We start from the raw sequence: 21,446 nt of genomic DNA on the forward strand, positions 1-21,446 counted from the left end.
TGGCTGAGTTATTGAGGAGATTTCAATCGGTTGAGTATTCTTTGGAATACTATTTTAAAACTAAATGACTATAATAAATGGAAGGACGAAAATCGTTTCTCCAAAATTTTCTTTCGAGACTATCGCAGAGATGTGCAGACTGTCACTTACAAAATAGAGACAGAAATAGAAAAGCAATCAGAAAAGCCCTTCTCTCTCATCGCAGTGATAAAGAATTTCAATAAGTATACTCACTATATTTATGGTGATCAAATTGCTTCTGCTGCGGGATTAGAAGTAGTGGCGCCACGAACAGAGAAGGTTCCTAAAGAGAAGAAAGAGAAAGAACGCAAAGAACGAAAAAAAGATCGTTCGAAAAAGAACCGTCACTCACACAAAGAGCATAAAAAACAACATCGTACCAAAGAATTAACTGGACGTAAAAAATAGATTGGCAGTCAATCTCGGACTGTATTGATAAATGCTCCTGCAATTTTACAGGAGCTTTTATTGATAGCGTAGAGGTTAAGGGTTCTCTACGGAGAATGTATCGGCGTGAGCAAGGTCACCATAGGTATAACCGAGATTAAACCATTTTTTCCTTTGCTCAGAAGTACCGTGGGTAAAACTGTCTGGAACAGTACGGCCGTAGGCTTCCTGTTGAAGAGTATCGTCACCAACTGCATGGGCAGCATTCATAGCTTCGTCAATATCACCAGCATCCAAGATGCCTTGTCCATCAACATATTTGGCCCAGGCTCCTGCATAATAGTCAGCTTGCAATTCTAAACGAACATTTAGCGCATTGCCTTCCTTATCGGATAGTTGAGCCCGTTTTTGATGGTAAGCCCCAAGAACTTCTAATTCATTTTGAACATGGTGACCAACTTCATGAGCGATGACATAAGCCATGGCAAAGTCACCAGCAGCCTTATATTTGCTAGATAATTCTTGATAGAAAGAAGTATCAATATAAATCTTGCGGTCAGCAGAGCAATAGAATGGACCGGCTTGGGCGGAACCAACTCCACATCCGGTTTGGGTCTGGTTAGTATAGAAAACCATAGTCGGTGCATTGTAGGTTAAACCATTGGCTTTAAATTCTTGGGCCCAAAAATCTTCTGTCGATCCTAAAACCTTACTCATAAATTCAGCATCTGCATCAGACACATCTGTACCAGTCGTTGTGACTTGACTCGATTGGTAAGGATTAGTCCCTGTTGATGGGGAAAGCAGCCCGCCAAGGTTGGACATGCCTCCGAAGGCTAATAAAAGGACAAGAACAAGTAGTTTTCCTTTCCAACCAAGTCGTGAAAAGAGTAGTCCCAATAGGACATTTCCGCCAGATGAACCAGACGAGAAAGATGAGTTAGAACTGGATTGTCCCCTGCGGTCCTCAATATTAGAACTTTTTCGTAAATCATCAATTTTCATATAAAACTCCTTGGAATTGCTATTAAAATCCCTATTTTCTCACAAACTATTATATAGCAAAATGCAGAAAAAAACACTGGAAAGCTACCAGAAATGTGACGTCCAGTTCTGTATAAAAGTGCAAAATTTGGTATAATAGTAGGGATACAGACAGAAGGAGTGGACATGGTTGAATATTTATCGGTTAGCCATCTAACCAAGTATTTAAAATTAAAATTTGACCGCGATCCGTATTTGGAGAGGGTCTATTTGACTGGGCAAGTGTCCAATTTCCGTAAGCGTCCTAGCCATCAATATTTTTCGCTCAAGGATGATAAGGCGGTCATTCAAGCGACCATGTGGGCAGGCGTCTATAAAAATCTGGGCTTTGAGCTTGAAGAGGGAATGAAAATCAATGCGGTTGGTCGTGTGCAGCTATACGAACCAAGTGGATCCTATTCCATTGTCATTGAAAAAGCAGAGCCAGATGGGATTGGAGCCTTGGCTATCAAGTTTGAACAACTCAAACAAGCTCTGACCCAGGAAGGCTTATTTAAGCAGGAATTCAAACAGGAGTTGCCACGGTTTACTAAGAAAATTGGTGTAATTACCAGTCCGAGTGGAGCTGTTATTCAGGATATTATTACAACCGTTAGCCGACGTTTTCCAGGGGTAGAGATTGTTCTCTATCCGACCAAGGTGCAAGGAGATGGTGCTGCTCAGGAGGTTGTTGCCAATATTCAAAGAGCCAATGAACGGGATGACTTGGATGTTCTGATTGTTGGTCGTGGTGGTGGTTCTATCGAAGACCTGTGGGCTTTCAATGAAGAAATAGTGGTTCGGGCTATTTTTGAATCCCGAATTCCTATCATTTCCAGCGTAGGTCATGAAACCGATACGACCTTGGCTGATTTTGTGGCAGATAGACGAGCGGCTACCCCAACAGCTGCCGCAGAATTAGCAACACCTGTGACCAAGGCAGACTTACTGGGCTACCTCAATCAGCAGGAAAATAGAGCCTATCAGGCCATGACCAATCGTTTGAAATTCCTGAGAGGTCAGCTTGAAAAAATTAGCCAGTCGGTCATGTTCCGCCAGCCTGAACGCTTGTATGATGGCTATTTACAAAAATTAGACCGCTTGACTAATCAATTGCAGACACGGATGAAAGAACTCTATAGTCAGCAGAAACAGGCTAGTCTCCTACTACAGCAACGATTACAAGGTGTGCATCCAGGTCGTAAAGTAGATAGTTTCCAAGAGAGAATCATCCAGCAGGAGCGACTCTTGAAGAGCAACATGGCCAATATCTATGATAATAAGATGGCCAAGGCAGACAAGCTGATTGAGGCCTTGACCATGCTGGATACTAGTCGCATTGTGGCCCGTGGCTATGCCATGATTCGTCAAGATGGTCGGGTGATTGATAGTGTAGAAAATGTACAAATGGGTGAAAACCTAACCATCCAGATGAAGGATGGTCAACTAGATGTGGAGGTAAAACATGTCCAAAAAGACGAAAACATTTGAAGAAAACTTAGCTGAATTAGAAGGAATCGTAACCAAATTGGAGCGAGGCGATGTGGCTCTGGAAGAAGCACTTGCTGAGTTTCAAAAGGGAATGGTCCTATCGAAAGACCTACAAAAGACACTAGCAGAAGCTGAAAAGACCTTGGTCAAGGTCATGCAAGCGGATGGCAGTGAAGCGGAGATGAACTAATGGTAGCCAGTAAATTGCAGCGACTTGAGGAAGCTATGGCAGACTTTTACCAACCTCAGGTAGCAGAACGCCTCAACCAATCGGTTCTTTATTCGCTACAGGCTGGTGGGAAACGAATTCGTTCCTTGCTTTTATTGACCATCTTAGAGTCCTTTGGAATGGAATTAAAACAAGCTCATTACCAAGTGGCAGCCTGTGTCGAGTTGATCCATACGGGAAGTTTGATTCACGATGACCTGCCTGCTATGGATAATGATGATTACCGTCGTGGTCGCTTGACCAACCACAAGGTTTACGATGAAGCAACAGCTATTTTAGCAGGGGACAGTCTCTTTCTAGATCCATTTGGTTTCCTAGCCCAAGTTGATTTACCAGCTGAGACCATCCTTGCTCTCGTGAAGGAACTTTCCCAGGCATCTGGTACTTTTGGAATGGTTGCTGGGCAGGTCCTAGATATGGCTGGTGAAGGCCAGTCTCTGACCTTAGAGCAATTACAAGCCATTCATGCCAATAAGACAGGGAAATTATTGACCTTTCCCTTTGTAGCAGCAGGTTTAATTGCTGGACAATCGGACGCGGTAATCAACCATTTGCGACGAGCGGGTCAATTAGTTGGTCTAGCCTTTCAAGTTCGGGATGATATTTTGGATGTGACAGCTACTTTTGAGGAAATCGGAAAAACTCCCCAAAAAGATGTAGTGGCTGAGAAGTCTACCTACCCTGCTCTGATGGGCTTGGAGGCCTCAAAAGTATTTCTAGAAGATAGCTTGAATCAAGCAATTAGCGAGCTAGATCAAGTGGCTAAACAAGTCCCATTTTCAACAGAAAAAATCAAAGAAATCATAGAAAGTTTACGAATCAATGGCTAAGGAAAGAGTAGATGTATTAGCTTACAAACAGGGGCTTTTCGAGACGCGTGAGCAGGCCAAACGTGGCGTCATGGCTGGACTGGTTGTGTCGGTGATCAATGGGGAACGCTACGACAAACCAGGCGAGAAGATTGACGAGGGAATTGAACTCAAGCTCAAGGGGGAAAAACTCAAGTATGTCAGCCGTGGTGGTCTCAAATTGGAGAAGGCCTTGCAGGTTTTCCAATTATCGGTTGAGGGACAAACAACGATTGATATTGGAGCTTCGACAGGCGGATTTACGGATGTTATGTTGCAGGCTGGTGCCAAGCAGGTCTATGCTGTGGATGTAGGGACCAATCAACTCGCTTGGAAATTGCGTCAGGACGAGCGTGTCATCAGCATGGAACAGTACAATTTCCGCTATGCTGAGTTAGCTGATTTTGAAGTGGGTCAACCAAGTTTTGCGTCTATTGATGTCAGCTTTATCTCCTTGAGTCTGATTTTGCCTGCCCTGCATAGCATTTTGGCAGATGGTGGTCAAGTCGTGGCCCTGGTCAAACCCCAATTCGAGGCTGGACGGGAGCAGATTGGGAAAAATGGCATTGTCAAGGATAAATCCGTTCACTTAAAAGTATTGGAAGAAGTGACAAAAATGGCCGTGGAAACAGGCTTCTCAGTCAAAGCCCTTAGCTTTTCCCCTGTTCAAGGCGGTCATGGCAATATCGAATTTTTAGCGCACTTAGAGAAATCAACTCAACCAAACCAGATTGATAAAGAGATCATAACAACTACAGTCTATCAAGCACATGAGGAATTTAAAAAGGATGAATAAACGAGAACGATTAGAAGTCATTAAAGATTTGGTAGTCCGATTTCCTATTGATACACAGGAAGAAATTGTTGAACGCTTAGAAACTATGGGTGTTCATGCTACACAAGCAACGGTTTCACGTGATATCAAGGAACTTGGCATTATTAAGGTTCCGTCAGCAGATAAAGGATATATTTACGGTTTACCAAAGGCAGGTCTTGTTAAGGTAAAATCGCAGAATGTTTTTGAAGTCTCAGTGATGGATAAAATGATTAATCTCCGTCTGGTACCCGGAAGTTCTGCTGTGGTCAAACGCCAGATTTTGGAACAATTTCAAGAACATGTTTTTTCAGTGATTGCTGATGATGACAGTATTCTGCTCATTGTTACAAACGAAGGTATTATTTCGCAAATCGAACAGACGGTTAGAGGGTGGTAGCCATGTTATTAGAAGTATCTATCAAAAACTTCGCTATTATTGAGCAGGTCTCCCTCAATTTTGAAAAAGGCATGACCATTCTATCTGGTGAAACAGGTGCAGGTAAATCCATTATCATTGATGCCATGAATCTGATGCTAGGGGCGCGTGCGACGACAGATGTTATCAGACATGGGGCTGCCAAGGCTGAGATTGAAGGGCTTTTTTCCTTTGAAAATAGCAGAGCTCTTGAGCAGATTTTACTTGAACAGGGGATTGAAGTAGCTGACGAACTCATTATCCGTCGTGAAATCCTACAAAATGGCCGTTCGGTTAGCCGTGTCAATGGACAAATGGTCAATTTATCTGTCTTGAAACAGATTGGGCAATATTTAGTAGATATTCATGGTCAACATGACCAGGAAGAATTGATGAAATCCCAGCACCATATCCGTCTTTTGGACAGTTTCGGAGAAGATGAGTTTTGGAGTCTTAAAGACCGTTATCAGACAACCTTTGATGCCTATCGTAGTCTTCGCAAACGAGTTCTTGAAAAGCAAAAAAACGAGCAAGAACACAAGGCGCGGATTGAGATGTTGGAATACCAAATTGCTGAAATCGAAGCAGCAGATTTGAAGTCTGGCGAAGATATTCAACTCAATCAGGAACGCGATAAACTGCTCAACCACAAACAAATTGCAGATACACTGACCAATGCCTATGCACTGTTAGACAATGAAGATTTTTCAAGCTTGAACAACCTACGCTCAGCTATGAGTGACTTGCAAAGTCTGGAAGAATTTGATCCAGACTACAAACAGCTCTCTTCTAGCCTGACAGAAGCTTATTATATCGTTGAAGATGTGACCAAGCGACTCAGTGATGTGGTGGACAATCTAGACTTTGATGGCAATCGTCTCTTGCAATTGGAAAGTCGCCTGGATTTGCTCAATACCATTACGAAGAAATATGGTGGAACTGTAGATGATGTTTTGGATTATCTTAGTAAAATCAGTGAAGAATACAATCTATTGACAGGGAATGATTTATCTGGAGATGATTTGGAAGTTCAGCTTAAGAACTTAGAGAAAGAATTGGTTGAGCGAGCAGGTCAACTTAGCCAATCACGCCATGAATTGGCAGTTGTTTTAGAAGATATTATCCGCCAAGAATTGCAAGACTTGTATATGGAGAAAGCTCGTTTCCAAGTTCGATTTACCAAAGGAAAATTTAATCGAGAAGGAAATGAAACGGTAGAATTTTACATCTCTACCAACCCAGGTGAAGACTTCAAGCCTCTGGTTAAGGTGGCTTCTGGAGGAGAATTGTCTCGCTTGATGTTGGCCATTAAGTCAGCCTTTGCCCGTAAGGAAGGCAAGACTTCTATTGTCTTTGATGAGGTGGATACAGGGGTGTCTGGACGTGTGGCCCAGGCAATTGCCCAGAAAATTTATAAAATCGGACAATATGGTCAAGTATTGGCGATTTCTCATCTACCACAAGTCATTGCTATTGCAGATTATCAGTTCTTTATTGAGAAAATATCCGACGAACATTCGACTGTTTCTCGTGTCCGTCTCTTGACCAAAGAAGAGCGTATTGAGGAAATTGCCAAGATGTTAGCCGGTGACAAAATCACAGATGCAGCCCGTAATCAAGCAAAAGAATTAGTAGAAAAAGGTTAGGCGACTAGCCTTTTTGCTTATGTCCAAAGTTTATTTTTTAGTTAAAATTTGTTATAATAGATGGCAAAATTGAAGAGAATTGTAGGATGAAATATGTCAAAGATTAAGATTGTTACGGATTCAAGTACGACTATCGAACCCAGTTTGGTCGAAGCATTGAATATAACAGTTGTTCCATTATCTGTAATGGTTGACGGAGTCGTATACTCTGACAACGATTTAAAAGAAGGAGAATTCTTAGAGCTCATGCGTGGGTCGAAAAACTTGCCAAAAACAAGCCAGCCCCCAGTAGGACTCTTTGCGGAAACTTTTGCTGATTTGGCTAAAGATGGCAGTCAGATTATTGCCATTCTCTTGTCGCATGCCTTATCAGGGACAGTAGAAGCTGCTAGACAAGGAGCAACCCTTTCTGGTGCTGATGTGACAATACTCGATTCAAGCTTTACAGATCAGGCTGAAAAATTCCAAGTTGTAGAAGCAGCACGCATGGCACAAGCTGGTGCCAGCAAAGAAGAAATCCTTGCAGCTATTGAAACAGTCAAAGAAAAAACGGAATTATACATCGGTGTATCAACCCTAGAAAATCTAGTCAAGGGTGGTCGTATTGGACGTGTTCAAGGGATGCTGAGTAGCCTACTCAATATCCGTGTCATCATGGAAATGAAAGACCATCAGCTGACTCCGATTGTCAAGGGACGAGGCAATAAGACCTTTAAAAAATGGCTGGAAGAGTTCACGGCAACTCTAGCAGATAAAAAAGTAGTCGAGATTGGTATTTCCTATTCAGGAACGGCTGATTTTGCAAACGAAATGAAGAGTCAATTACAAGAGTACGTCTCAAAAGAAATTTCTGTTTTAGAGACAGGTTCCATCATTCAAACTCATACTGGTGAGGATGCCTGGGCTATTTTGATTCGTTATGAATAACAGGAGGTTGATTAAAGGCTTTGTTTTCTTTTTTCTGGCAATTCTAGGGTCGATTTTTCTATTTCATCAACTCATTCCTGTTGCCTCATCTCGCATCTCCAGACAAGAGCTTACCGTATCAGAAAAAATCAGTTTTCGATATGTGGCACTTGGTGATTCTTTGACAGAAGGTGTTGGAGATACAACTGGACAGGGGGGCTTTGTTCCCTTGTTGGCTCAATCTCTAACTAACGATTATGGTTATGAAGTAGATTATAAAAATTTCGGAGTTTCTGGGAATACCAGTAATCAGATTCTTAAGCGAATGAAGGAAGATGGAGAGCTGATAAGCTACTTAAAAACAGCAGATCTGTTAACTCTGACAGTTGGTGGCAATGATTTGCGCAAGGCTATTATTAAAAACATTGCCAATCTCAAAGTTTCAACTTTTGATAAGCCCGCAAAAGATTACGGAAAACGATTGGATACGATTATTAAGACAGCGCGTAAGAATAATCCAAATCTTCCCATCTATGTTGTCGGGATTTACAATCCACTCTACCTCAATTTTCCTGAATTGACAGAAATGCAGACAATTGTTGATAATTGGAATACGATGACAGAACAGATAACTGAAAAATATCAAGATGTCTACTTTGTTCCGATCAATGATTTGCTCTATAAAGGATTGGAAGGGGAGGCTGGTATTAGTCAGAATGGTAGCCAAGTTACCAATAATTTACTGTATGAGGAAGACAGTTTCCATCCCAATAATACTGGATATGAGATTATGAAAAAAGCGATATTGGAGAGAATGAATGAGACCACGGAAAGCTGGGAACCTTAATATTTGGAAATGGCTATTTTTAGCCCAGTTGGCTTTATTGATTGGTTGCGGAATAGTCCTCTATACACGGATTCAAACAGATAGAGAGGATTTAACAAAGCTCGTTCAGACTAGTGGAGAAGATACCAAGGTTGGGACCTTCTCCACTAATAGGGAACAGCTCAACCAAACCATCACTAACTATCTAAAAGAGTATCAGACGGAAGAGTTTTCCTATCAATTATTCATAACGAGTCAACAAGTAGTTTTTGAAGGCAGCTATCAGGTTTTTGGTGTGACTATCCCACTCTACATTTATTTTCAACCTAGCAAAATGGAAGATGGCAGTATTTTGTTACGGATAACAGAAATATCAGTTGGAAGTTTATCCCTGCCGAAAGCAGAGGTATTAGCTTATTTACAAAAAAATTATAAACTCCCTGCCTTTGTAAAAATAGACTCCGAACAAGCGCAAGTACAGGTTCAACTGACAGAACTGAAGAACAAATTTGGTCTGTATGGAAAGGCGAATACGATTGATTTGTACAACGACCAATTCATTGTTGATATCTACAGAAAAAGACAGTAAAATAGCATTAAAAACTTGACCAAACGCCTAAAATTCGGTACTATATAGAAGTGAGTAATAACTCAGAAAATTATTGGAGGACTTAGCAAATGGCTAATAAACAAGATTTGATTGCAAAAGTTGCAGAAGCAACTTCATTGACTAAAAAAGACTCAGCAGCAGCTGTTGATGCAGTATTCGGAGCAGTAGCAGACTACCTTGCAGCTGGTGAAAAAGTACAATTGATCGGTTTCGGTAACTTTGAAGTTCGTGAGCGTTCAGCACGTACAGGTCGCAACCCTCAAACAGGTGCAGAAATCAAAATCGCAGCATCAAAAGTTCCAGCATTCAAAGCTGGTAAAGCTCTTAAGGATGCGGTAAAATAAAACAGTCTGGGGATAGACTGTTTTATCCCTCGCTTAAAAACAAAAGAGCGAGGCTAAGCATCAAAAAGCCTAGTGTATCAACGTTTCTACGTCGTGCAGTAGGCTTTTTTCTTGTTTAAGCGGCAAAAAAGGGGCAAAACTTTATACTCAATGAAAATCAAAAGTAGCCTAGGAAACGAAGCCGAAGATAGAACCGGAGTTCATCAAGGCAAGTTGACAATGGATAATTTTGATTTTCGAAGAGTATTAGTAATTTTCTACCCTACACATTCTCGTTTTAAGACAACAAAAAACCAGCCTTGGCCAGCTGATTTTTTAGGAGATTTATGAAAAATTTTAGGATACACCTATAGTATACTCGAATTTTCAGATTCTTCATCGGTCTGTAGACCTATTTTGTTAAAAAATGAATATGTGCTATAATAATAAAAACTCAAAAGGAGAGTATTATGACAATCCGTAAAGCTAGACAATCTGACATTCCGATATTAAATGAATTGCTTCAAGATATTTTACAGGTGCATCACCAAGCACGACCAGATATTTTTAAAAGCGCAGGTCAAAAATTTTCTGAGGCTGAATTAGTAGCACTTTTGGAAAATCCAGATAAGCCTATTTTTGTCTTTGAGTTAGAGGGACAAGTGGTTGGGCATCTTTTTTGTGAATTATCTACCGCAACAGGCGATGTTTTAGAACCAGTTAAAACCTTGTTTATTGATGATTTGTGTGTAGCCAATTCTGCGCGTGGTCAAAGAATTGGCGAGCAGCTTTATGAATTTGCTCTTTCCTATGCTAAGGAGCAGGGGTGCCATAATCTTACCTTGGATGTATGGGCTGACAATGCAGGAGCTGTCCGTTTTTATGAACGCCAAGGAATGAAACCACAAAAGTTCCGTATGGAGCAAATAATAGAGTGAGGCTGGGCAAAAAGCCCAGGACCACTACTCAGAGTTCGTGTCAACATCTCAGCGCAGTGGTTGATTGGCAGATTTGTTCGTGTTTTGCACTCCAAATCTGACCATTACGACTGTTGCGAACAAAGTTCGCTTCATCTCCAACCTCCAAAGGTTCCCCGAACCTTTGGAGCTATGCGGGGGTGGGAGTGAAACAGTCTGGGGATAGACTGTTTCAGCTCAACAACTTAAAACGAAAAATTGTTGACGAACTCTTTTTATTTTGGTCGTGTTCTTTCCCACTCCCAATGTTCTCTCATTTTTGCTAATAAGTTTTGAGCAGTTTCTAGGTTGCTGTGCTTTTCTTTCCGCAGGAGTTGGGCTAGTTGGTCTACTTCATGCTCCTCGGCACCAGCAAGTAGCGCTAGGGATTTTACGTGGAGCTTCATGTGACCAGCCTGAATCCCTGAAGTAACAAGAGCGCGCAGGGCAGCAAAGTTCTGACAGAGACCGACAGAAGCGATGATAGAAGCTAATTGGCGTGCCTTTGGTTGTTGGAGAAGGTCAAAAGCGACTGCTACCTTTGGATTGAGCCCGATAGAGCCACCGACGGAGGCAATCGGAAGAGGTAGGGTGATGGAGCCGACCAAGTGCTCGCTATCAATGGACCAAGTAGAAAGCCCTTTGTATTGCCCATCCCGGCTGGCATAAGCATGGGCCCCGGCTTCGACTGCCCGCCAGTCATTTCCTGTAGCGATAACGACAGCATCTATACCATTAAAAATCCCTTTGTTATGTGTCGCAGCACGATAAGGGTCCACTTGCGCCAGTTTGCTTGCCAGGGCTATTTTTTGAGCAGTTTCTTGAGCAATGGCAGAGCTGGTAGCCAGACTAGAGATGGCAATATGGCATTGGGCGGTGACCAGTGACTCCGTTGCATAGTTGGAGAGGATTCCCATCAAAACTTGTCCCTTGCTGAGCTCTTCTAAGTCATCCTTAATAGCTTCTAACATGTTATTGAGGATATTGGCTCCCATGGCTTCTTGTACATCAACTTGAAGATAGACAATCAAAAACTCATCCTTACTCTCAACAGTCAATTCTCTTGCACCGCCCCCTCGTTTAACAATAGAAGGGTGTGCTTGATTGGCAGTTTCTAAAATACTCTCCTTCTGGTCAAGAATCGCCTGTGTCGCTCTGCTATGGTCCGAAATATCGTAGAGAGCAACTTGTCCAATCATGATACGGTTGTGAATAGTCGTTGTAAAACCGCCAGATTTAGCGATGATTTTGGCTCCGAAAGACGCAGCTGCAACCACAGAAGGTTCTTCAGTAACCATCGGTACAGAATAAGTTTGTCCATCCACTAGAAGTTCTGGAAGTACAGAAAAAGGTAAGGAAAACGTTCCTAGATGATTTTCTGCCATCTTTCCCGCAATTGCTTCTGGCAGGTTTTTGTCTTTGTATAGAATGTCTAAGCTATCTTCTGATAGGGAACGATTCTGACGGAGAATATCAATGCGCTCTTGGCGTGATTTTTTATAAAATCCGGAAAAAGTTGACATAGTTTCCTCTTTCTATAGGAAAGCGCCCCTTGGTGAGAGCCAAAGGGCGCCGTTTTGGCTTCTATTTACGATAGATACGTTTGTGATTGTCCACTTTGATAAGGGCAAAGGGAGTTTGGTCTTCTGGTAGGTTAAGGGATGAACCAGTTTCATCAAGGGTAATTTCTTCAAAGAAGACTTGTTCGTATTCCTTAACGCTGAGTTTTGTACGCTGATTGAGTTGTTCTAAACGATTTTCTTGTAAGTGGTCGCGATAACCTTCAACGAGTTGACCGCTGAAAATTTCACAGACAGCGCCGCTACCATAGCTATAAAAGAGGATTTGATCCCCTGTCTCTAACGCTCTGCTATTTTCCAAAAGGGAAAGAAGAGAGAGGAAGATAGAGCCAGTGTAGATGTTTCCGACGACTTTATTATAGACGATTGCTTCTTGGAAACGCTCTGTCAAACGTTCCAATGTTTCTGCGTCCTGAGTGATAGCCTGCAATCCTTTAAGCCCTTGTTTGGAGAAAGGAATATGTAAGCACATGGCAGCAAAATCGTTGAGGGTTTTGCCTGTTTTTTGTTGATAGTAGTCGAAAGTTGTCGTCAAGCAATCGGTGTACTGTTCAGTTGAAAATTTACCATCAACACGTGGATATTTGTCGTAGTTGGGACGCCAGAAGTCGTAGATGTCACGTGTCTGGCAGACATTATCATTGTTGAGGACCAAAATTCGTGGGTTTGCGGTTACTAACATGGTAACTGCACCAGCACCTTGGGTAGGTTCACCGCCAGAAGCGACTCCATACTTTGCAATATCACTAGCAATGACTAGGACTTTTGATTCTGGGAATTGAGCGATATGGCTTTTGGCAAGGCTTAGTCCAGCCGTTGCACCGTAACAGGCCTCCTTCATCTCGATGGAGCGAGCGAAGGGCTGAATACCGAGTAATCCATGAATGGTGACGGCAGCAGCCTTACTTTGATCTACGCTAGATTCTGTACCGACAATAACCATGTCAATGGTTTGTTTATCTTCTTCTGTCAGAATGGCTTCGGCAGCCTTTGCACCAAGACTGATAATATCTTGAGTGATAGGAGCTACAGCCATTTCAGACTGAAGAAGACCAATCTTAAATTTATTTGGGTCCACATTGCGGGCTTGGGCTAAATCAGCCAAATCTAAAACATAATCGGGCGCCGCAAATCCGATTTTATCAATACCGATGTTCATAATATATCCTTTGTGTACAAATGATAGGTTAACTTGTTTGCGCATTGGAAACGATTAGGGAGATGCCTTGACCGCCTCCGATACAAAGTGAGCAAAGACCAAGCTCTTTTTCTTGCTTGATTAATTCGTGAATCAGAGTGACTAGGATTCGACTACCACTAGCTCCGATTGGATGTCCAAGGGCGATAGCACCACCATTGACATTGACTTTTGCAGGATTAATGCCGAGTTGTTTGACAACTGGAATTGATTGGGCTGCGAAGGCTTCGTTGAGTTCAAATAAGTCAATACCTTCGACGGATTTGCCGATTTTTTCAAGGGCTTTTTGACTAGCTGTTATAGGACCTAACCCCATATAGGCAGGCTCTAAACCGCTTGTTGCATAGGCCTCAATATAGGCGAGTGGCTGGATATTTAGCTCACTGGCTTTTTCATCAGACATGAGTACCAAGACAGCACAGCCGTCGTTGATGCCAGAAGCATTGGCTGCGGTGACGGATCCATCTTTTTTGAAAGCTGGACGGAGTGTTGCCAATTTTTCAATTGGCGTTAGACGAGGATACTCATCTGTGGCAAAAATAGTTTCGCCTTTCCGATTTTTTAGTCTAATAGGAACAATTTCGTCAACAAATCTTCCCTCAGCAATAGCTTTTGCAGCCTTCTCTTGGCTACTGTATGCAAAAGCATCTTGCTCTGCGCGACTGACTTGATAGCGTTCAGCAACATTTTCTGCAGTAATGCCCATGTGATAGTCGTTGAAGGCATCTGTCAAACCATCTGTTAACATGGAATCTTCCAGACTAATATGCCCTAATTTACTACCAAACCGGCTAGTTTTGGATAGATAAGGTGCCTGGCTCATGATTTCAATGCCTCCAGCCACAACTACATCATTGTCACCGAGAAGGATTGATTGTGTGGCAAGAAGGACTGATTTGAGACCAGAACCACAGACTTTATTGACTGCATAGGCAGAGGCTGTCTGAGGAATGCCTGCACGAATAGCAATTTGACGTGCAATATTTTGTCCTTGTCCTGCTGAGAGAACATTTCCGAAGATAACTTCATCAACGCTGTCTGCAGGGATGTTTTTATTAGCTAAGGCTGTTTCGAGGACTTGCGCCCCTAAATCAGCGATTTCAATATCTTTCAGACTACCTCCGAAACTGCCGATGGCAGAACGATAGGCAGACACGATAGCTACTTTTTTCATGATAACTCCTATAGTGGTATCGTTTTGAACTGTCGTGTTCAGCCTTACTATTATACCATTATTTTGTCTTTTTTCTAAGAAGAAAGATAGGTCTAGAGACTGAATTTACATGAAAGAGTAATGAAAGCGTACACAGATTGTGGAAAGGCTGGCATTTTTTTACCTTTTCGTGTAAAATAGAGAAGTATAAGAGGGGAACCTCAAAAGAAAAGGAGAATCCAAATAATGGTAAAATTGGTTTTTGCTCGCCACGGTGAGTCTGAATGGAACAAAGCTAACCTTTTCACTGGTTGGGCTGATGTTGATTTGTCTGAAAAAGGTACACAACAAGCGATTGATGCAGGTAAATTGATCAAAGAAGCAGGTATCGAATTTGACCTTGCTTTCACATCAGTTTTGAAACGTGCTATCAAGACTACAAACTTGGCTCTTGAAGCATCTGATCAATTGTGGGTACCAGTTGAAAAATCATGGCGTTTGAACGAACGTCACTACGGTGGTTTGACTGGCTTGAACAAAGCTGAAGCAGCTGCTGAATTTGGTGATGAGCAAGTTCACATCTGGCGTCGTTCTTATGATACTTTGCCACCAGAAATGGCTAAAGATCATGAGTATTCAGCACACACTGACCGTCGCTATGCACACCTTGATGATTCAGTTATTCCAGATGCAGAAAACTTGAAAGTAACGCTTGAGCGTGCCCTTCCATTCTGGGAAGATAAAATTGCTCCAGCATTGAAAGACGGTAAAAACGTATTCGTAGGTGCACACGGTAACTCAATCCGTGCCCTTGTAAAACACATCAAACAATTGTCTGATGACGAAATCATGGATGTGGAAATTCCAAACTTCCCACCACTTGTATTCGAATTGGATGAAAACTTGAACATTGTGAAAGAGTACTACTTGGAAGCATAATTCATTTAAGGCCTGAGTTCGCTCAGGCTTTTTTAGTTTTGAATATCGGATTTTTCATAGAGAGTATGGTATACTGGTGGTATTAAAAGGTAGGAGGAGTTTATTATGGCAAGTAAAAAAATGCTACATGCATGTTTGCGTGTTGAGAACTTAGAAGCATCTCAAAAATTTTATGAAGAAGCATTTGGATTTAAGGAAACCCGTCGCAAGGACTATCCAGAGCACAAGTTTACCTTGGTTTACTTAGCACTTGAAGGGGATGACTTTGAGATTGAATTGACCTACAATTATGATCATGGTCCCTATATCGTAGGGGATGGCTTCTCGCATCTAGCTCTTTCTTCGGATGATTTAGAAGGGGACAATGTGAAACATAAAGAATTGGGCTATCCAACGACAGACATCAAGGGCTTGCCAGGAAGTCCAGGTCGTTATTATTTTGTGACAGATCCAGATGGCTATCGTGTGGAAGTCATTCGTGCAGATTAATGTTAGAAAAGATTGCCTAGGCAGTCTTTTCCTTTTCAGAAAAAAATCAGAAAATGGCAGAAGGGAGGGAATGTAGGAAGCAAATCAATTATTTATACTCAATGAAAATCAAAAGTAGCCTAGGAAACGAAGCCGAAGATAGAACTCTGTTACTTTCTTATTTCAAGGTAACAGGCTGAAAACCTCCACTGGAGCTTTTCACTCATCAAGGCTCTTGACAACGGATAATTTTGATTTTCGAAGAGTATTACCTAATCTTTTTATGAGTTTTTATAGAACTGTCTTGACAAGAGCCTTTAAATGATTTAGCATAGTTTATATATGTTTTGAATGGGAGGTTGGAGATGAAAAAAGTTAGTTTTTGGTTGGGAATCAACATCGCCTTGCTCGGCATAATGGTAAGTTTGGCTTTATGGTTATTTGCAGGACTTCAAGAAAGACAAGTTAGTCAGTTTATCGAGGAAAAACAACAAACCATCCTCGCTAAAGGCAAGGGCAAAATTCAAGAGGGAAATATTGATACGACCCATGTTGTGGCTGCCTTACCTACAGATGATGCAGGTCAAGTCTTAGGACCTGTAGAAAGTCGAATGATTTCTTATGTTCAAAGACGCTTTGGTCATAAAAAACCGACAGGAAAAATTCAAAAACTGGTCTTTGTTTCGTCAATAGAGGGAAAAACTAATTTTAAAAATGTAACAGCTCGTGAAATTCAAGCGGAGCACTATAAAGTAGACAACTTGCAAATTAAAAAGCAGGATAAACTTCCGTCTGAGCGTGTGTTGTTGACGCAGGACAATGAATTGTTTACCCTGGAAGATTTATTACCTAATTTATCCTCTGCAGCAAGTATTATTGTTGATCATCTAAGAGACGCCTTACTTGCTCAAGGAATGGAAGAGACTGATGTAGAAGCGATTGTCAAAAAGTTTGAAACAATAGACTTAAATGCTATCTCCTTTAGTTATGGAGACAGCCAATTAACCTTACAATTACCAGATGGTTACGGCATCAACCAGTTGGTTCTACCAATTTCAGATTTGTACCCAGTAGTGAAGAGTGATTACCTAGTAGATGCTGATAAGGTTGGCTATGATGAGTATATGGCTGCACAAGTTGTGGATAAGAAACATTTGAGACAGGTAGCTCTAACCTTTGATGATGGACCAAATCCGAACACAACACCGGTAGTTTTAGATTTACTGAAAAAATATAATGCCAAAGCAACTTTCTTTGTTGTTGGTAAGGCTGTAGCTGGGAATGAAGCTATTCTCCGTAGAATGGTAGCGGAAGGGCACGTCATCGCCAACCATACGTGGAATCATCCTAATCTAGTCACTATTTCTGGGGAGCAAGTACAGAGAGAAATTCAAGATACACAGGCAGCTATTGCTGAAGCTACAGGTATTGTACCAACAATGGTTCGCCCTCCGTATGGTTCGGTTAACCAGGCTGTTGTCAATCAGATGGGACTTCCATCGATTTATTGGTCGGTCGATTCTAAAGATTGGAAGAGTCGCAATCCCCAAGCCATTTTGAAAGAAATAAAAGAACAGACTTGTCCAGGAAGTATTGTCCTAATGCATGATATTCATCAGTCAACAGTTGATAGCCTCGAGTCTGTATTGCAATACTTAACAGGTGAGGGCTACAATATGGTTACTGTAACAGACTTACTCGCCAGTCCTCTCAATCCTCAATTAATCTATTATTCACAAGAATTATCTGGTCCAGCCCGGTAAGAATGATAAAAGGCTTAGAATCACGTTAGTAGAAACACTGGTTCTAAGCCTTTTGTATATTGTTCATTATATTTTGTAGAGCTCTTGATTCTTGAGAATGACTTCTTGGACGGAGGCATACTTTTTTAATTGTTTTAATTCGCTAGGACTAGATACTAGGGTAATGACAAGTCCCTCCTTGCCCATGCGTCCAGTACGTCCAGAACGATGAGTGTAGGCTTCTTGGTCAAAAGGAACTTCAAAGTTGAGGACACATTCTAAGTTGTCAATATCGATACCACGTGCGACCATATCTGTAGCAAGTAGAAGATTGAGTTCGTGATTTTTGAAACGTTCGATGATGACCTTGCGGAATTTTACGTTGACATCAGAAGCCAATGAAACTGCATTCACTCCATTATAGAGTAGTTTATCTTCGCTTGCACCAAGGTCTGATAGGCTGTTAAAAAATGCAAGAGCACGAAAATCAGGGATATTGGCAAACTTACGTAGAGTTTCCAAACGTTCACGCTTATCTACCATCATATAGCAATGCTGGATATTATCCAATTTCTGCTCAGATAAATCAATGCTTTCAATGTCTTCAGCAATTTTTTGACGGTCAAATTTAGCTGTTGCACTCATGTAGATTAACTGGTGGTCACGAGGTACGTAGTTGATAATCTTTTCGACAAACTGATATTGAGAATCGGAGAATAGCTGATCAAATTCATCTAGGATGATGGTGTTAATATTCATCATCTTGATTTTTTTCAATTTAATCAACTCGAAAATACGACCAGGAGTTCCAATCAGGATTTCTGGTCCTTTTTTTAGTCGCTCAATCTGGCGTTTTTGACTGGAACCAGACAAGAATAGTTGAGCAGTCAACCCAATCGTCTCCGACCAAGTCTTACAAACCTCAAATATTTGGCCAGCCAGCTCTGTATTTGGTGCGAGGATGAGCAATTGTTGGGCTTTTTTAGGAGTTAGGGCTAATAGGCTAGGCCAGAGGTAGGCAAGGGTTTTTCCTGTGCCTGTTGGGCTGATAGCTAGAAGGGACTTGCCGTTTGCAATAGGCTCAAAGGCCTGGACTTGGATAGGAGTAAAGTCCTCAAAGCCAAGTAGGGTAAGCTGGTCCGTCCAGCTGGAGGGAAATTTAGATTTCATTGTTATCCGCCTTAAAGATTATTCCTGCGTCTTGACGCATGGTGTAAAGTGTTTGATGGACGCTTTCTGCCACAGCCAACCACTGGTCCACAAGCTCGCGGTTTTGTTGCTTGATTGCCTGTGCAATTTCTAGCGCTTCTTCGAGCATAGGGTGCTGGGCCGCTTGGATTGGTAAAACAATTTGCTCTCCGTCATGTTTTGTGAAAATAGCAGAGCTGATATGCTGACATGCGTTGAGTGTTAGTGTTCCATCATTTGTATAGATTTCGCTTGCTAGATTGCTCGTAATATTTTTTCCTGCCTGAATGTGGACGATATAGTTGTCATAAATGAGTTGTCCCGAACCATTTAAGTCAATACTAGAAGGTAGCTGTTGCGCTACATAGCGGGCCGTTCTGGGAGTTCCCAAAATGCCGATAGCGGCGTAGAGCGTATAGACACCTAGATCCATGAGAGCACCACCGGAAAAATCAGTTGAAAAGATATTTGGTATTTGCCCAGCCAACAATTCAGGCATCTTAGAAGAATACTTGGCATACCCAAATGAACCACCCAAAATCGTTTTATCCGTCAAAAATTCACGGATAATGGTTTGAGCCTGTTCGTGATAGTTTCGAGCAGCCTCAAAGAGGAAAACATTATTTTCTTGGGCAACGCGACGCAATTGTTCTAATTCCTGAGGTGTAGAAACCATGGATTTCTCAACAATAGCATGTTTACCAGCAGCTAGAACAGCTTTTGCCTGTTCAAAGTGCAGGGCATTTGGACTGGCAATATAGACAACATCAATGGGAGCAGAAAGAAATTTTACCCATTCTGTGTATAAATCGACTCCTTCATACTGCTCTGAAAAGGCAGCAGCAGTTTCTAGTTTACGGGAGAAAACAGCCTGTAGCTGATAATGTCCACTTAAATGGGCCGCCTCTATAAAACGATGAGAGATGTCTGAGGTGCCAACAATACCAAAATTAAGCATAAATTCTCATTTCTTTTGTGTTATCCTTTTCATTATACCATGTTTCATGGTAAAATAGTATTGAAAATAGAAGGAGATGATGATGACTCAGAAACCCATTATTATTGGCGTAACCGGCGGATCTGGGGGTGGCAAGACAAGTGTGTCACGTGCCATTCTGGATAATTTCCCAAATGCTCGTATATCTATGATTGAACACGATTCTTATTATAAGAATCAGTCCCACCTGACCTTTGAAGAACGGATACTGACCAATTATGACCATCCACTGGCTTTTGATACGGATTTGATGATTTACCATATCAGTGAGCTATTAGCAGGACGTTCAGTGGATATTCCGATTTATGATTACACTCAGCACACACGTTCAGAGAAGACCTATCGTCAGGAACCACAAGATGTATTTATTGTGGAAGGTATTTTAGTATTGGAAGACAAACGGTTGCGGGATTTAATGGATATTAAGATATTCGTCGATACTGATGACGATATTCGTATCATTCGCCGCATTAAGAGAGACATGGAAGAGCGTGGCCGTAGCTTAGATAGTATCATTGAGCAGTACACCTCGGTGGTGAAACCAATGTATCACCAGTTTATCGAGCCAACCAAGCGCTATGCAGATATCGTCATTCCTGAAGGCGTCAGCAACGTTGTAGCCATCGACTTGATTAACACCAAGGTGGAGAGTATATTAAGAGAGCGTGGTTAAGATGCCGAAGCAAAGAATATTACCTCATATCATATTAGGGATTATGGGTGCTAGCGGTCAGATGGTAACTGGCAAACAGATTACCGACTATGTTCAACGTGATTTAGGCGAATTTTGGCAGGTTGCCCATAGCCAAGTCTATCCAGAATTAAAACGTATGACCAAGGAAGAATTGATTACTTGTCATGCAGTACCTGGAAATGAAAAGGAAAAGCAGTATGCGATGACGGCTACTGGTCGTCAGATTTTAGACGAATGGCTATCCATTCCAAATGAAGAAACGCCTCAGCAAAAAGACTTGTTTTCAATCAAGATGTTTTTTATCCGTGAAAAGGATGACCCACGGATTCCTGGTTTGTTGCAGAGTCAAATTGAACTAGTCACCAAGCACTTAAAACACCTAGACAGTCGTAAAGTTGAGCTGTTCTCAACCAAGGAAAGTATCCAAGACAATTATGGACACTATTTGATTTTGACACGGGCTATTGAACGCAACCGTGCTCAGCTCAAATGGTTAGAGGATACACTGGCAGAAATGTAACGATTCGGATTTCCGAATCGTTTTTCCTTGTGTCCTGTTTTGGATTATGTTAGAGTAAGAAGAAATGTGACTTAATTGGAGGAATGTATGTCAATCAAACAGATGGTTAGTATGGCGCTAGTAGTTTGGAATTTAGTTGTCTTCATTACCTATGGTATGGATAAGGGAAAGGCAAGAAAGAACGCCTATCGGATTTCAGAAAAGACCTTATTACTCATGTCCTATTTTGGTGGCGGGCTGGGTGCCTGGGCAGGTGGAACCCATTTTCGGCATAAGACACAGAAAAAGTATTTTCAACTAGCCTGGGCTATAGGGGTATTGATTGATGCAGTGATTATGTACTGGATGTGGAAATAGGCGCAAGCCTTTTTCTTTTTGCTGAAAATAGGAAAAATCGGCTGAAAACGATGAAAGAACCGGATATTTGTATATTAATTGTATAATCCCTTGACAGACTGCTTTTTTTTTT

General features: G+C 41.7%; 24 protein-coding genes. 18 read left to right on the forward strand and 6 right to left on the reverse strand.

What is annotated here, in order from left to right; genetic code table 11:
- The first annotated feature begins 30 nt into the window (after window positions 1-30).
- Complete coding sequence (locus SST62_RS0104950) at window positions 31-429, forward strand: hypothetical protein (protein ID WP_029186524.1); 399 nt, start codon at window positions 31-33, stop codon at window positions 427-429.
- Window positions 430-504: 75 nt separating this feature from the next.
- Here the strand turns inward: SST62_RS0104950 and SST62_RS0104955 are convergent, their stop codons facing one another.
- Entirely contained in the window at window positions 505-1,413 is a 909-nt protein-coding gene (locus tag SST62_RS0104955; RefSeq protein ID WP_029186525.1) for a neutral zinc metallopeptidase, read from the reverse strand.
- A gap of 165 nt (window positions 1,414-1,578) precedes the next feature.
- Here SST62_RS0104955 and xseA point away from each other — a divergent pair, with 165 nt between their 5' ends.
- From xseA to SST62_RS0105010, 11 genes are all read left to right on the forward strand, one after another.
- Window positions 1,579-2,922: an exodeoxyribonuclease VII large subunit gene (gene xseA, locus SST62_RS0104960; protein WP_029186526.1), complete on the forward strand. Its 1,344-nt coding sequence runs from the start codon at window positions 1,579-1,581 to the stop codon at window positions 2,920-2,922.
- Complete coding sequence (locus SST62_RS0104965) at window positions 2,897-3,112, forward strand: exodeoxyribonuclease VII small subunit (RefSeq protein WP_029186527.1); 216 nt, start codon at window positions 2,897-2,899, stop codon at window positions 3,110-3,112. The genes xseA and SST62_RS0104965 overlap by 26 nt, the downstream gene beginning before the upstream one ends.
- Window positions 3,112-3,981, forward strand: a complete 870-nt coding sequence (locus tag SST62_RS0104970; protein ID WP_029186528.1) for a polyprenyl synthetase family protein — start codon at window positions 3,112-3,114, stop codon at window positions 3,979-3,981. The genes SST62_RS0104965 and SST62_RS0104970 overlap by 1 nt, the downstream gene beginning before the upstream one ends.
- Window positions 3,974-4,795: a TlyA family RNA methyltransferase gene (locus SST62_RS0104975; protein ID WP_029186529.1), complete on the forward strand. Its 822-nt coding sequence runs from the start codon at window positions 3,974-3,976 to the stop codon at window positions 4,793-4,795. Before SST62_RS0104970 ends, SST62_RS0104975 begins: the two co-directional genes overlap by 8 nt.
- A complete protein-coding gene (locus SST62_RS0104980) occupies window positions 4,788-5,213 on the forward strand; it encodes an arginine repressor (protein ID WP_029179922.1) in 426 nt (141 codons plus the stop codon). The genes SST62_RS0104975 and SST62_RS0104980 overlap by 8 nt, the downstream gene beginning before the upstream one ends.
- Before the next feature lie 2 nt (window positions 5,214-5,215).
- Window positions 5,216-6,877 (forward strand): DNA repair protein RecN, encoded by a 1,662-nt coding sequence (gene recN, locus SST62_RS0104985; protein ID WP_029186530.1) that lies wholly within the window; start codon window positions 5,216-5,218, stop codon window positions 6,875-6,877.
- A gap of 93 nt (window positions 6,878-6,970) precedes the next feature.
- The gene (locus SST62_RS0104990; protein WP_029186531.1) at window positions 6,971-7,804 is read left to right on the forward strand and encodes a DegV family protein; all 834 of its coding nucleotides are present in this window, start codon (window positions 6,971-6,973) and stop codon (window positions 7,802-7,804) included.
- Window positions 7,797-8,630 carry an SGNH/GDSL hydrolase family protein gene (locus SST62_RS0104995; RefSeq protein ID WP_029186532.1) on the forward strand — a complete coding sequence of 278 codons (834 nt, stop codon included), beginning with the start codon at window positions 7,797-7,799 and terminating at the stop codon, window positions 8,628-8,630. The genes SST62_RS0104990 and SST62_RS0104995 overlap by 8 nt, the downstream gene beginning before the upstream one ends.
- Complete coding sequence (locus SST62_RS0105000; protein ID WP_029186533.1) at window positions 8,602-9,198, forward strand: YpmS family protein; 597 nt, start codon at window positions 8,602-8,604, stop codon at window positions 9,196-9,198. Before SST62_RS0104995 ends, SST62_RS0105000 begins: the two co-directional genes overlap by 29 nt.
- 89 nt (window positions 9,199-9,287) lie before the next feature.
- Window positions 9,288-9,563: an HU family DNA-binding protein gene (locus SST62_RS0105005; RefSeq protein ID WP_002936247.1), complete on the forward strand. Its 276-nt coding sequence runs from the start codon at window positions 9,288-9,290 to the stop codon at window positions 9,561-9,563.
- Between the two features lie 449 nt (window positions 9,564-10,012).
- Window positions 10,013-10,480 (forward strand): GNAT family N-acetyltransferase, encoded by a 468-nt coding sequence (locus SST62_RS0105010; protein ID WP_024394994.1) that lies wholly within the window; start codon window positions 10,013-10,015, stop codon window positions 10,478-10,480.
- A gap of 254 nt (window positions 10,481-10,734) precedes the next feature.
- Here the strand turns inward: SST62_RS0105010 and SST62_RS0105015 are convergent, their stop codons facing one another.
- The 3 genes from SST62_RS0105015 to SST62_RS0105025 form a co-directional block, all read right to left on the reverse strand.
- Window positions 10,735-12,021, reverse strand: coding sequence for a hydroxymethylglutaryl-CoA reductase, degradative (locus SST62_RS0105015; protein ID WP_029186535.1), 1,287 nt, complete (start codon window positions 12,019-12,021; stop codon window positions 10,735-10,737).
- Window positions 12,022-12,082: 61 nt separating this feature from the next.
- Window positions 12,083-13,237 (reverse strand): hydroxymethylglutaryl-CoA synthase, encoded by a 1,155-nt coding sequence (locus tag SST62_RS0105020; protein ID WP_029186536.1) that lies wholly within the window; start codon window positions 13,235-13,237, stop codon window positions 12,083-12,085.
- A 28-nt stretch (window positions 13,238-13,265) separates the two neighbouring features.
- Entirely contained in the window at window positions 13,266-14,450 is a 1,185-nt protein-coding gene (locus SST62_RS0105025) for an acetyl-CoA C-acetyltransferase (protein WP_029186537.1), read from the reverse strand.
- Between the two features lie 225 nt (window positions 14,451-14,675).
- Between SST62_RS0105025 and SST62_RS0105030 the strand changes: the two genes are divergently transcribed.
- The 3 genes from SST62_RS0105030 (at window position 14,676) to SST62_RS0105040 (ending at window position 17,599) form a co-directional block, all read left to right on the forward strand.
- Window positions 14,676-15,368 carry a phosphoglycerate mutase gene (locus SST62_RS0105030; RefSeq protein ID WP_029186538.1) on the forward strand — a complete coding sequence of 231 codons (693 nt, stop codon included), beginning with the start codon at window positions 14,676-14,678 and terminating at the stop codon, window positions 15,366-15,368.
- A gap of 105 nt (window positions 15,369-15,473) precedes the next feature.
- On the forward strand, window positions 15,474-15,857 hold the full coding sequence (locus tag SST62_RS0105035; protein ID WP_029186539.1) for a VOC family protein: 384 nt from the start codon (window positions 15,474-15,476) through the stop codon (window positions 15,855-15,857).
- Between the two features lie 344 nt (window positions 15,858-16,201).
- A complete protein-coding gene (locus SST62_RS0105040; RefSeq protein WP_029186540.1) occupies window positions 16,202-17,599 on the forward strand; it encodes a polysaccharide deacetylase family protein in 1,398 nt (465 codons plus the stop codon).
- Between the two features lie 66 nt (window positions 17,600-17,665).
- Here the strand turns inward: SST62_RS0105040 and SST62_RS0105045 are convergent, their stop codons facing one another.
- Window positions 17,666-18,748: a DEAD/DEAH box helicase gene (locus SST62_RS0105045; RefSeq protein ID WP_029186541.1), complete on the reverse strand. Its 1,083-nt coding sequence runs from the start codon at window positions 18,746-18,748 to the stop codon at window positions 17,666-17,668.
- The gene (locus SST62_RS0105050) at window positions 18,738-19,724 is read right to left on the reverse strand and encodes a Gfo/Idh/MocA family protein (protein WP_029186542.1); all 987 of its coding nucleotides are present in this window, start codon (window positions 19,722-19,724) and stop codon (window positions 18,738-18,740) included. Before SST62_RS0105050 ends, SST62_RS0105045 begins: the two co-directional genes overlap by 11 nt.
- 82 nt (window positions 19,725-19,806) lie before the next feature.
- Here SST62_RS0105050 and udk point away from each other — a divergent pair, with 82 nt between their 5' ends.
- From udk to SST62_RS0105065, 3 genes are all read left to right on the forward strand, one after another.
- Complete coding sequence (udk, locus tag SST62_RS0105055) at window positions 19,807-20,436, forward strand: uridine kinase (RefSeq protein WP_002936217.1); 630 nt, start codon at window positions 19,807-19,809, stop codon at window positions 20,434-20,436.
- Window position 20,437: 1 nt separating this feature from the next.
- Window positions 20,438-20,977 (forward strand): PadR family transcriptional regulator, encoded by a 540-nt coding sequence (locus tag SST62_RS0105060; RefSeq protein ID WP_024400271.1) that lies wholly within the window; start codon window positions 20,438-20,440, stop codon window positions 20,975-20,977.
- Between the two features lie 87 nt (window positions 20,978-21,064).
- A complete protein-coding gene (locus tag SST62_RS0105065) occupies window positions 21,065-21,334 on the forward strand; it encodes a DUF1294 domain-containing protein (RefSeq protein ID WP_002940218.1) in 270 nt (89 codons plus the stop codon).
- Window positions 21,335-21,446: the final 112 nt, after the last annotated feature.

This window comes from Streptococcus suis YS56, assembly GCF_000440115.1.
Classification (GTDB): Bacteria; Bacillota; Bacilli; order Lactobacillales; family Streptococcaceae; genus Streptococcus; species Streptococcus suis_L.

Excerpts from the sequence above, each read along its gene's own strand:
- SST62_RS0104955 (WP_029186525.1), bottom strand. The coding sequence starts at position 1,413 with ATGAAAATTGATGATTTACGAAAAAGTTCTAATATTGAGGACCGCAGG.
- xseA (WP_029186526.1), top strand. The coding sequence starts at position 1,579 with ATGGTTGAATATTTATCGGTTAGCCATCTAACCAAGTATTTAAAATTA.
- SST62_RS0104965 (WP_029186527.1), top strand. The coding sequence starts at position 2,897 with ATGTCCAAAAAGACGAAAACATTTGAAGAAAACTTAGCTGAATTAGAA.
- SST62_RS0104970 (WP_029186528.1), top strand. The coding sequence starts at position 3,112 with ATGGTAGCCAGTAAATTGCAGCGACTTGAGGAAGCTATGGCAGACTTT.
- SST62_RS0104975 (WP_029186529.1), top strand. The coding sequence starts at position 3,974 with ATGGCTAAGGAAAGAGTAGATGTATTAGCTTACAAACAGGGGCTTTTC.
- SST62_RS0104980 (WP_029179922.1), top strand. The coding sequence starts at position 4,788 with ATGAATAAACGAGAACGATTAGAAGTCATTAAAGATTTGGTAGTCCGA.
- recN (WP_029186530.1), top strand. The coding sequence starts at position 5,216 with ATGTTATTAGAAGTATCTATCAAAAACTTCGCTATTATTGAGCAGGTC.
- SST62_RS0104990 (WP_029186531.1), top strand. The coding sequence starts at position 6,971 with ATGTCAAAGATTAAGATTGTTACGGATTCAAGTACGACTATCGAACCC.
- SST62_RS0104995 (WP_029186532.1), top strand. The coding sequence starts at position 7,797 with ATGAATAACAGGAGGTTGATTAAAGGCTTTGTTTTCTTTTTTCTGGCA.
- SST62_RS0105000 (WP_029186533.1), top strand. The coding sequence starts at position 8,602 with ATGAGACCACGGAAAGCTGGGAACCTTAATATTTGGAAATGGCTATTT.
- SST62_RS0105005 (WP_002936247.1), top strand. The coding sequence starts at position 9,288 with ATGGCTAATAAACAAGATTTGATTGCAAAAGTTGCAGAAGCAACTTCA.
- SST62_RS0105010 (WP_024394994.1), top strand. The coding sequence starts at position 10,013 with ATGACAATCCGTAAAGCTAGACAATCTGACATTCCGATATTAAATGAA.
- SST62_RS0105015 (WP_029186535.1), bottom strand. The coding sequence starts at position 12,021 with ATGTCAACTTTTTCCGGATTTTATAAAAAATCACGCCAAGAGCGCATT.
- SST62_RS0105020 (WP_029186536.1), bottom strand. The coding sequence starts at position 13,237 with ATGAACATCGGTATTGATAAAATCGGATTTGCGGCGCCCGATTATGTT.
- SST62_RS0105025 (WP_029186537.1), bottom strand. The coding sequence starts at position 14,450 with ATGAAAAAAGTAGCTATCGTGTCTGCCTATCGTTCTGCCATCGGCAGT.
- SST62_RS0105030 (WP_029186538.1), top strand. The coding sequence starts at position 14,676 with ATGGTAAAATTGGTTTTTGCTCGCCACGGTGAGTCTGAATGGAACAAA.
- SST62_RS0105035 (WP_029186539.1), top strand. The coding sequence starts at position 15,474 with ATGGCAAGTAAAAAAATGCTACATGCATGTTTGCGTGTTGAGAACTTA.
- SST62_RS0105040 (WP_029186540.1), top strand. The coding sequence starts at position 16,202 with ATGAAAAAAGTTAGTTTTTGGTTGGGAATCAACATCGCCTTGCTCGGC.
- SST62_RS0105045 (WP_029186541.1), bottom strand. The coding sequence starts at position 18,748 with ATGAAATCTAAATTTCCCTCCAGCTGGACGGACCAGCTTACCCTACTT.
- SST62_RS0105050 (WP_029186542.1), bottom strand. The coding sequence starts at position 19,724 with ATGCTTAATTTTGGTATTGTTGGCACCTCAGACATCTCTCATCGTTTT.
- udk (WP_002936217.1), top strand. The coding sequence starts at position 19,807 with ATGACTCAGAAACCCATTATTATTGGCGTAACCGGCGGATCTGGGGGT.
- SST62_RS0105060 (WP_024400271.1), top strand. The coding sequence starts at position 20,438 with ATGCCGAAGCAAAGAATATTACCTCATATCATATTAGGGATTATGGGT.
- SST62_RS0105065 (WP_002940218.1), top strand. The coding sequence starts at position 21,065 with ATGTCAATCAAACAGATGGTTAGTATGGCGCTAGTAGTTTGGAATTTA.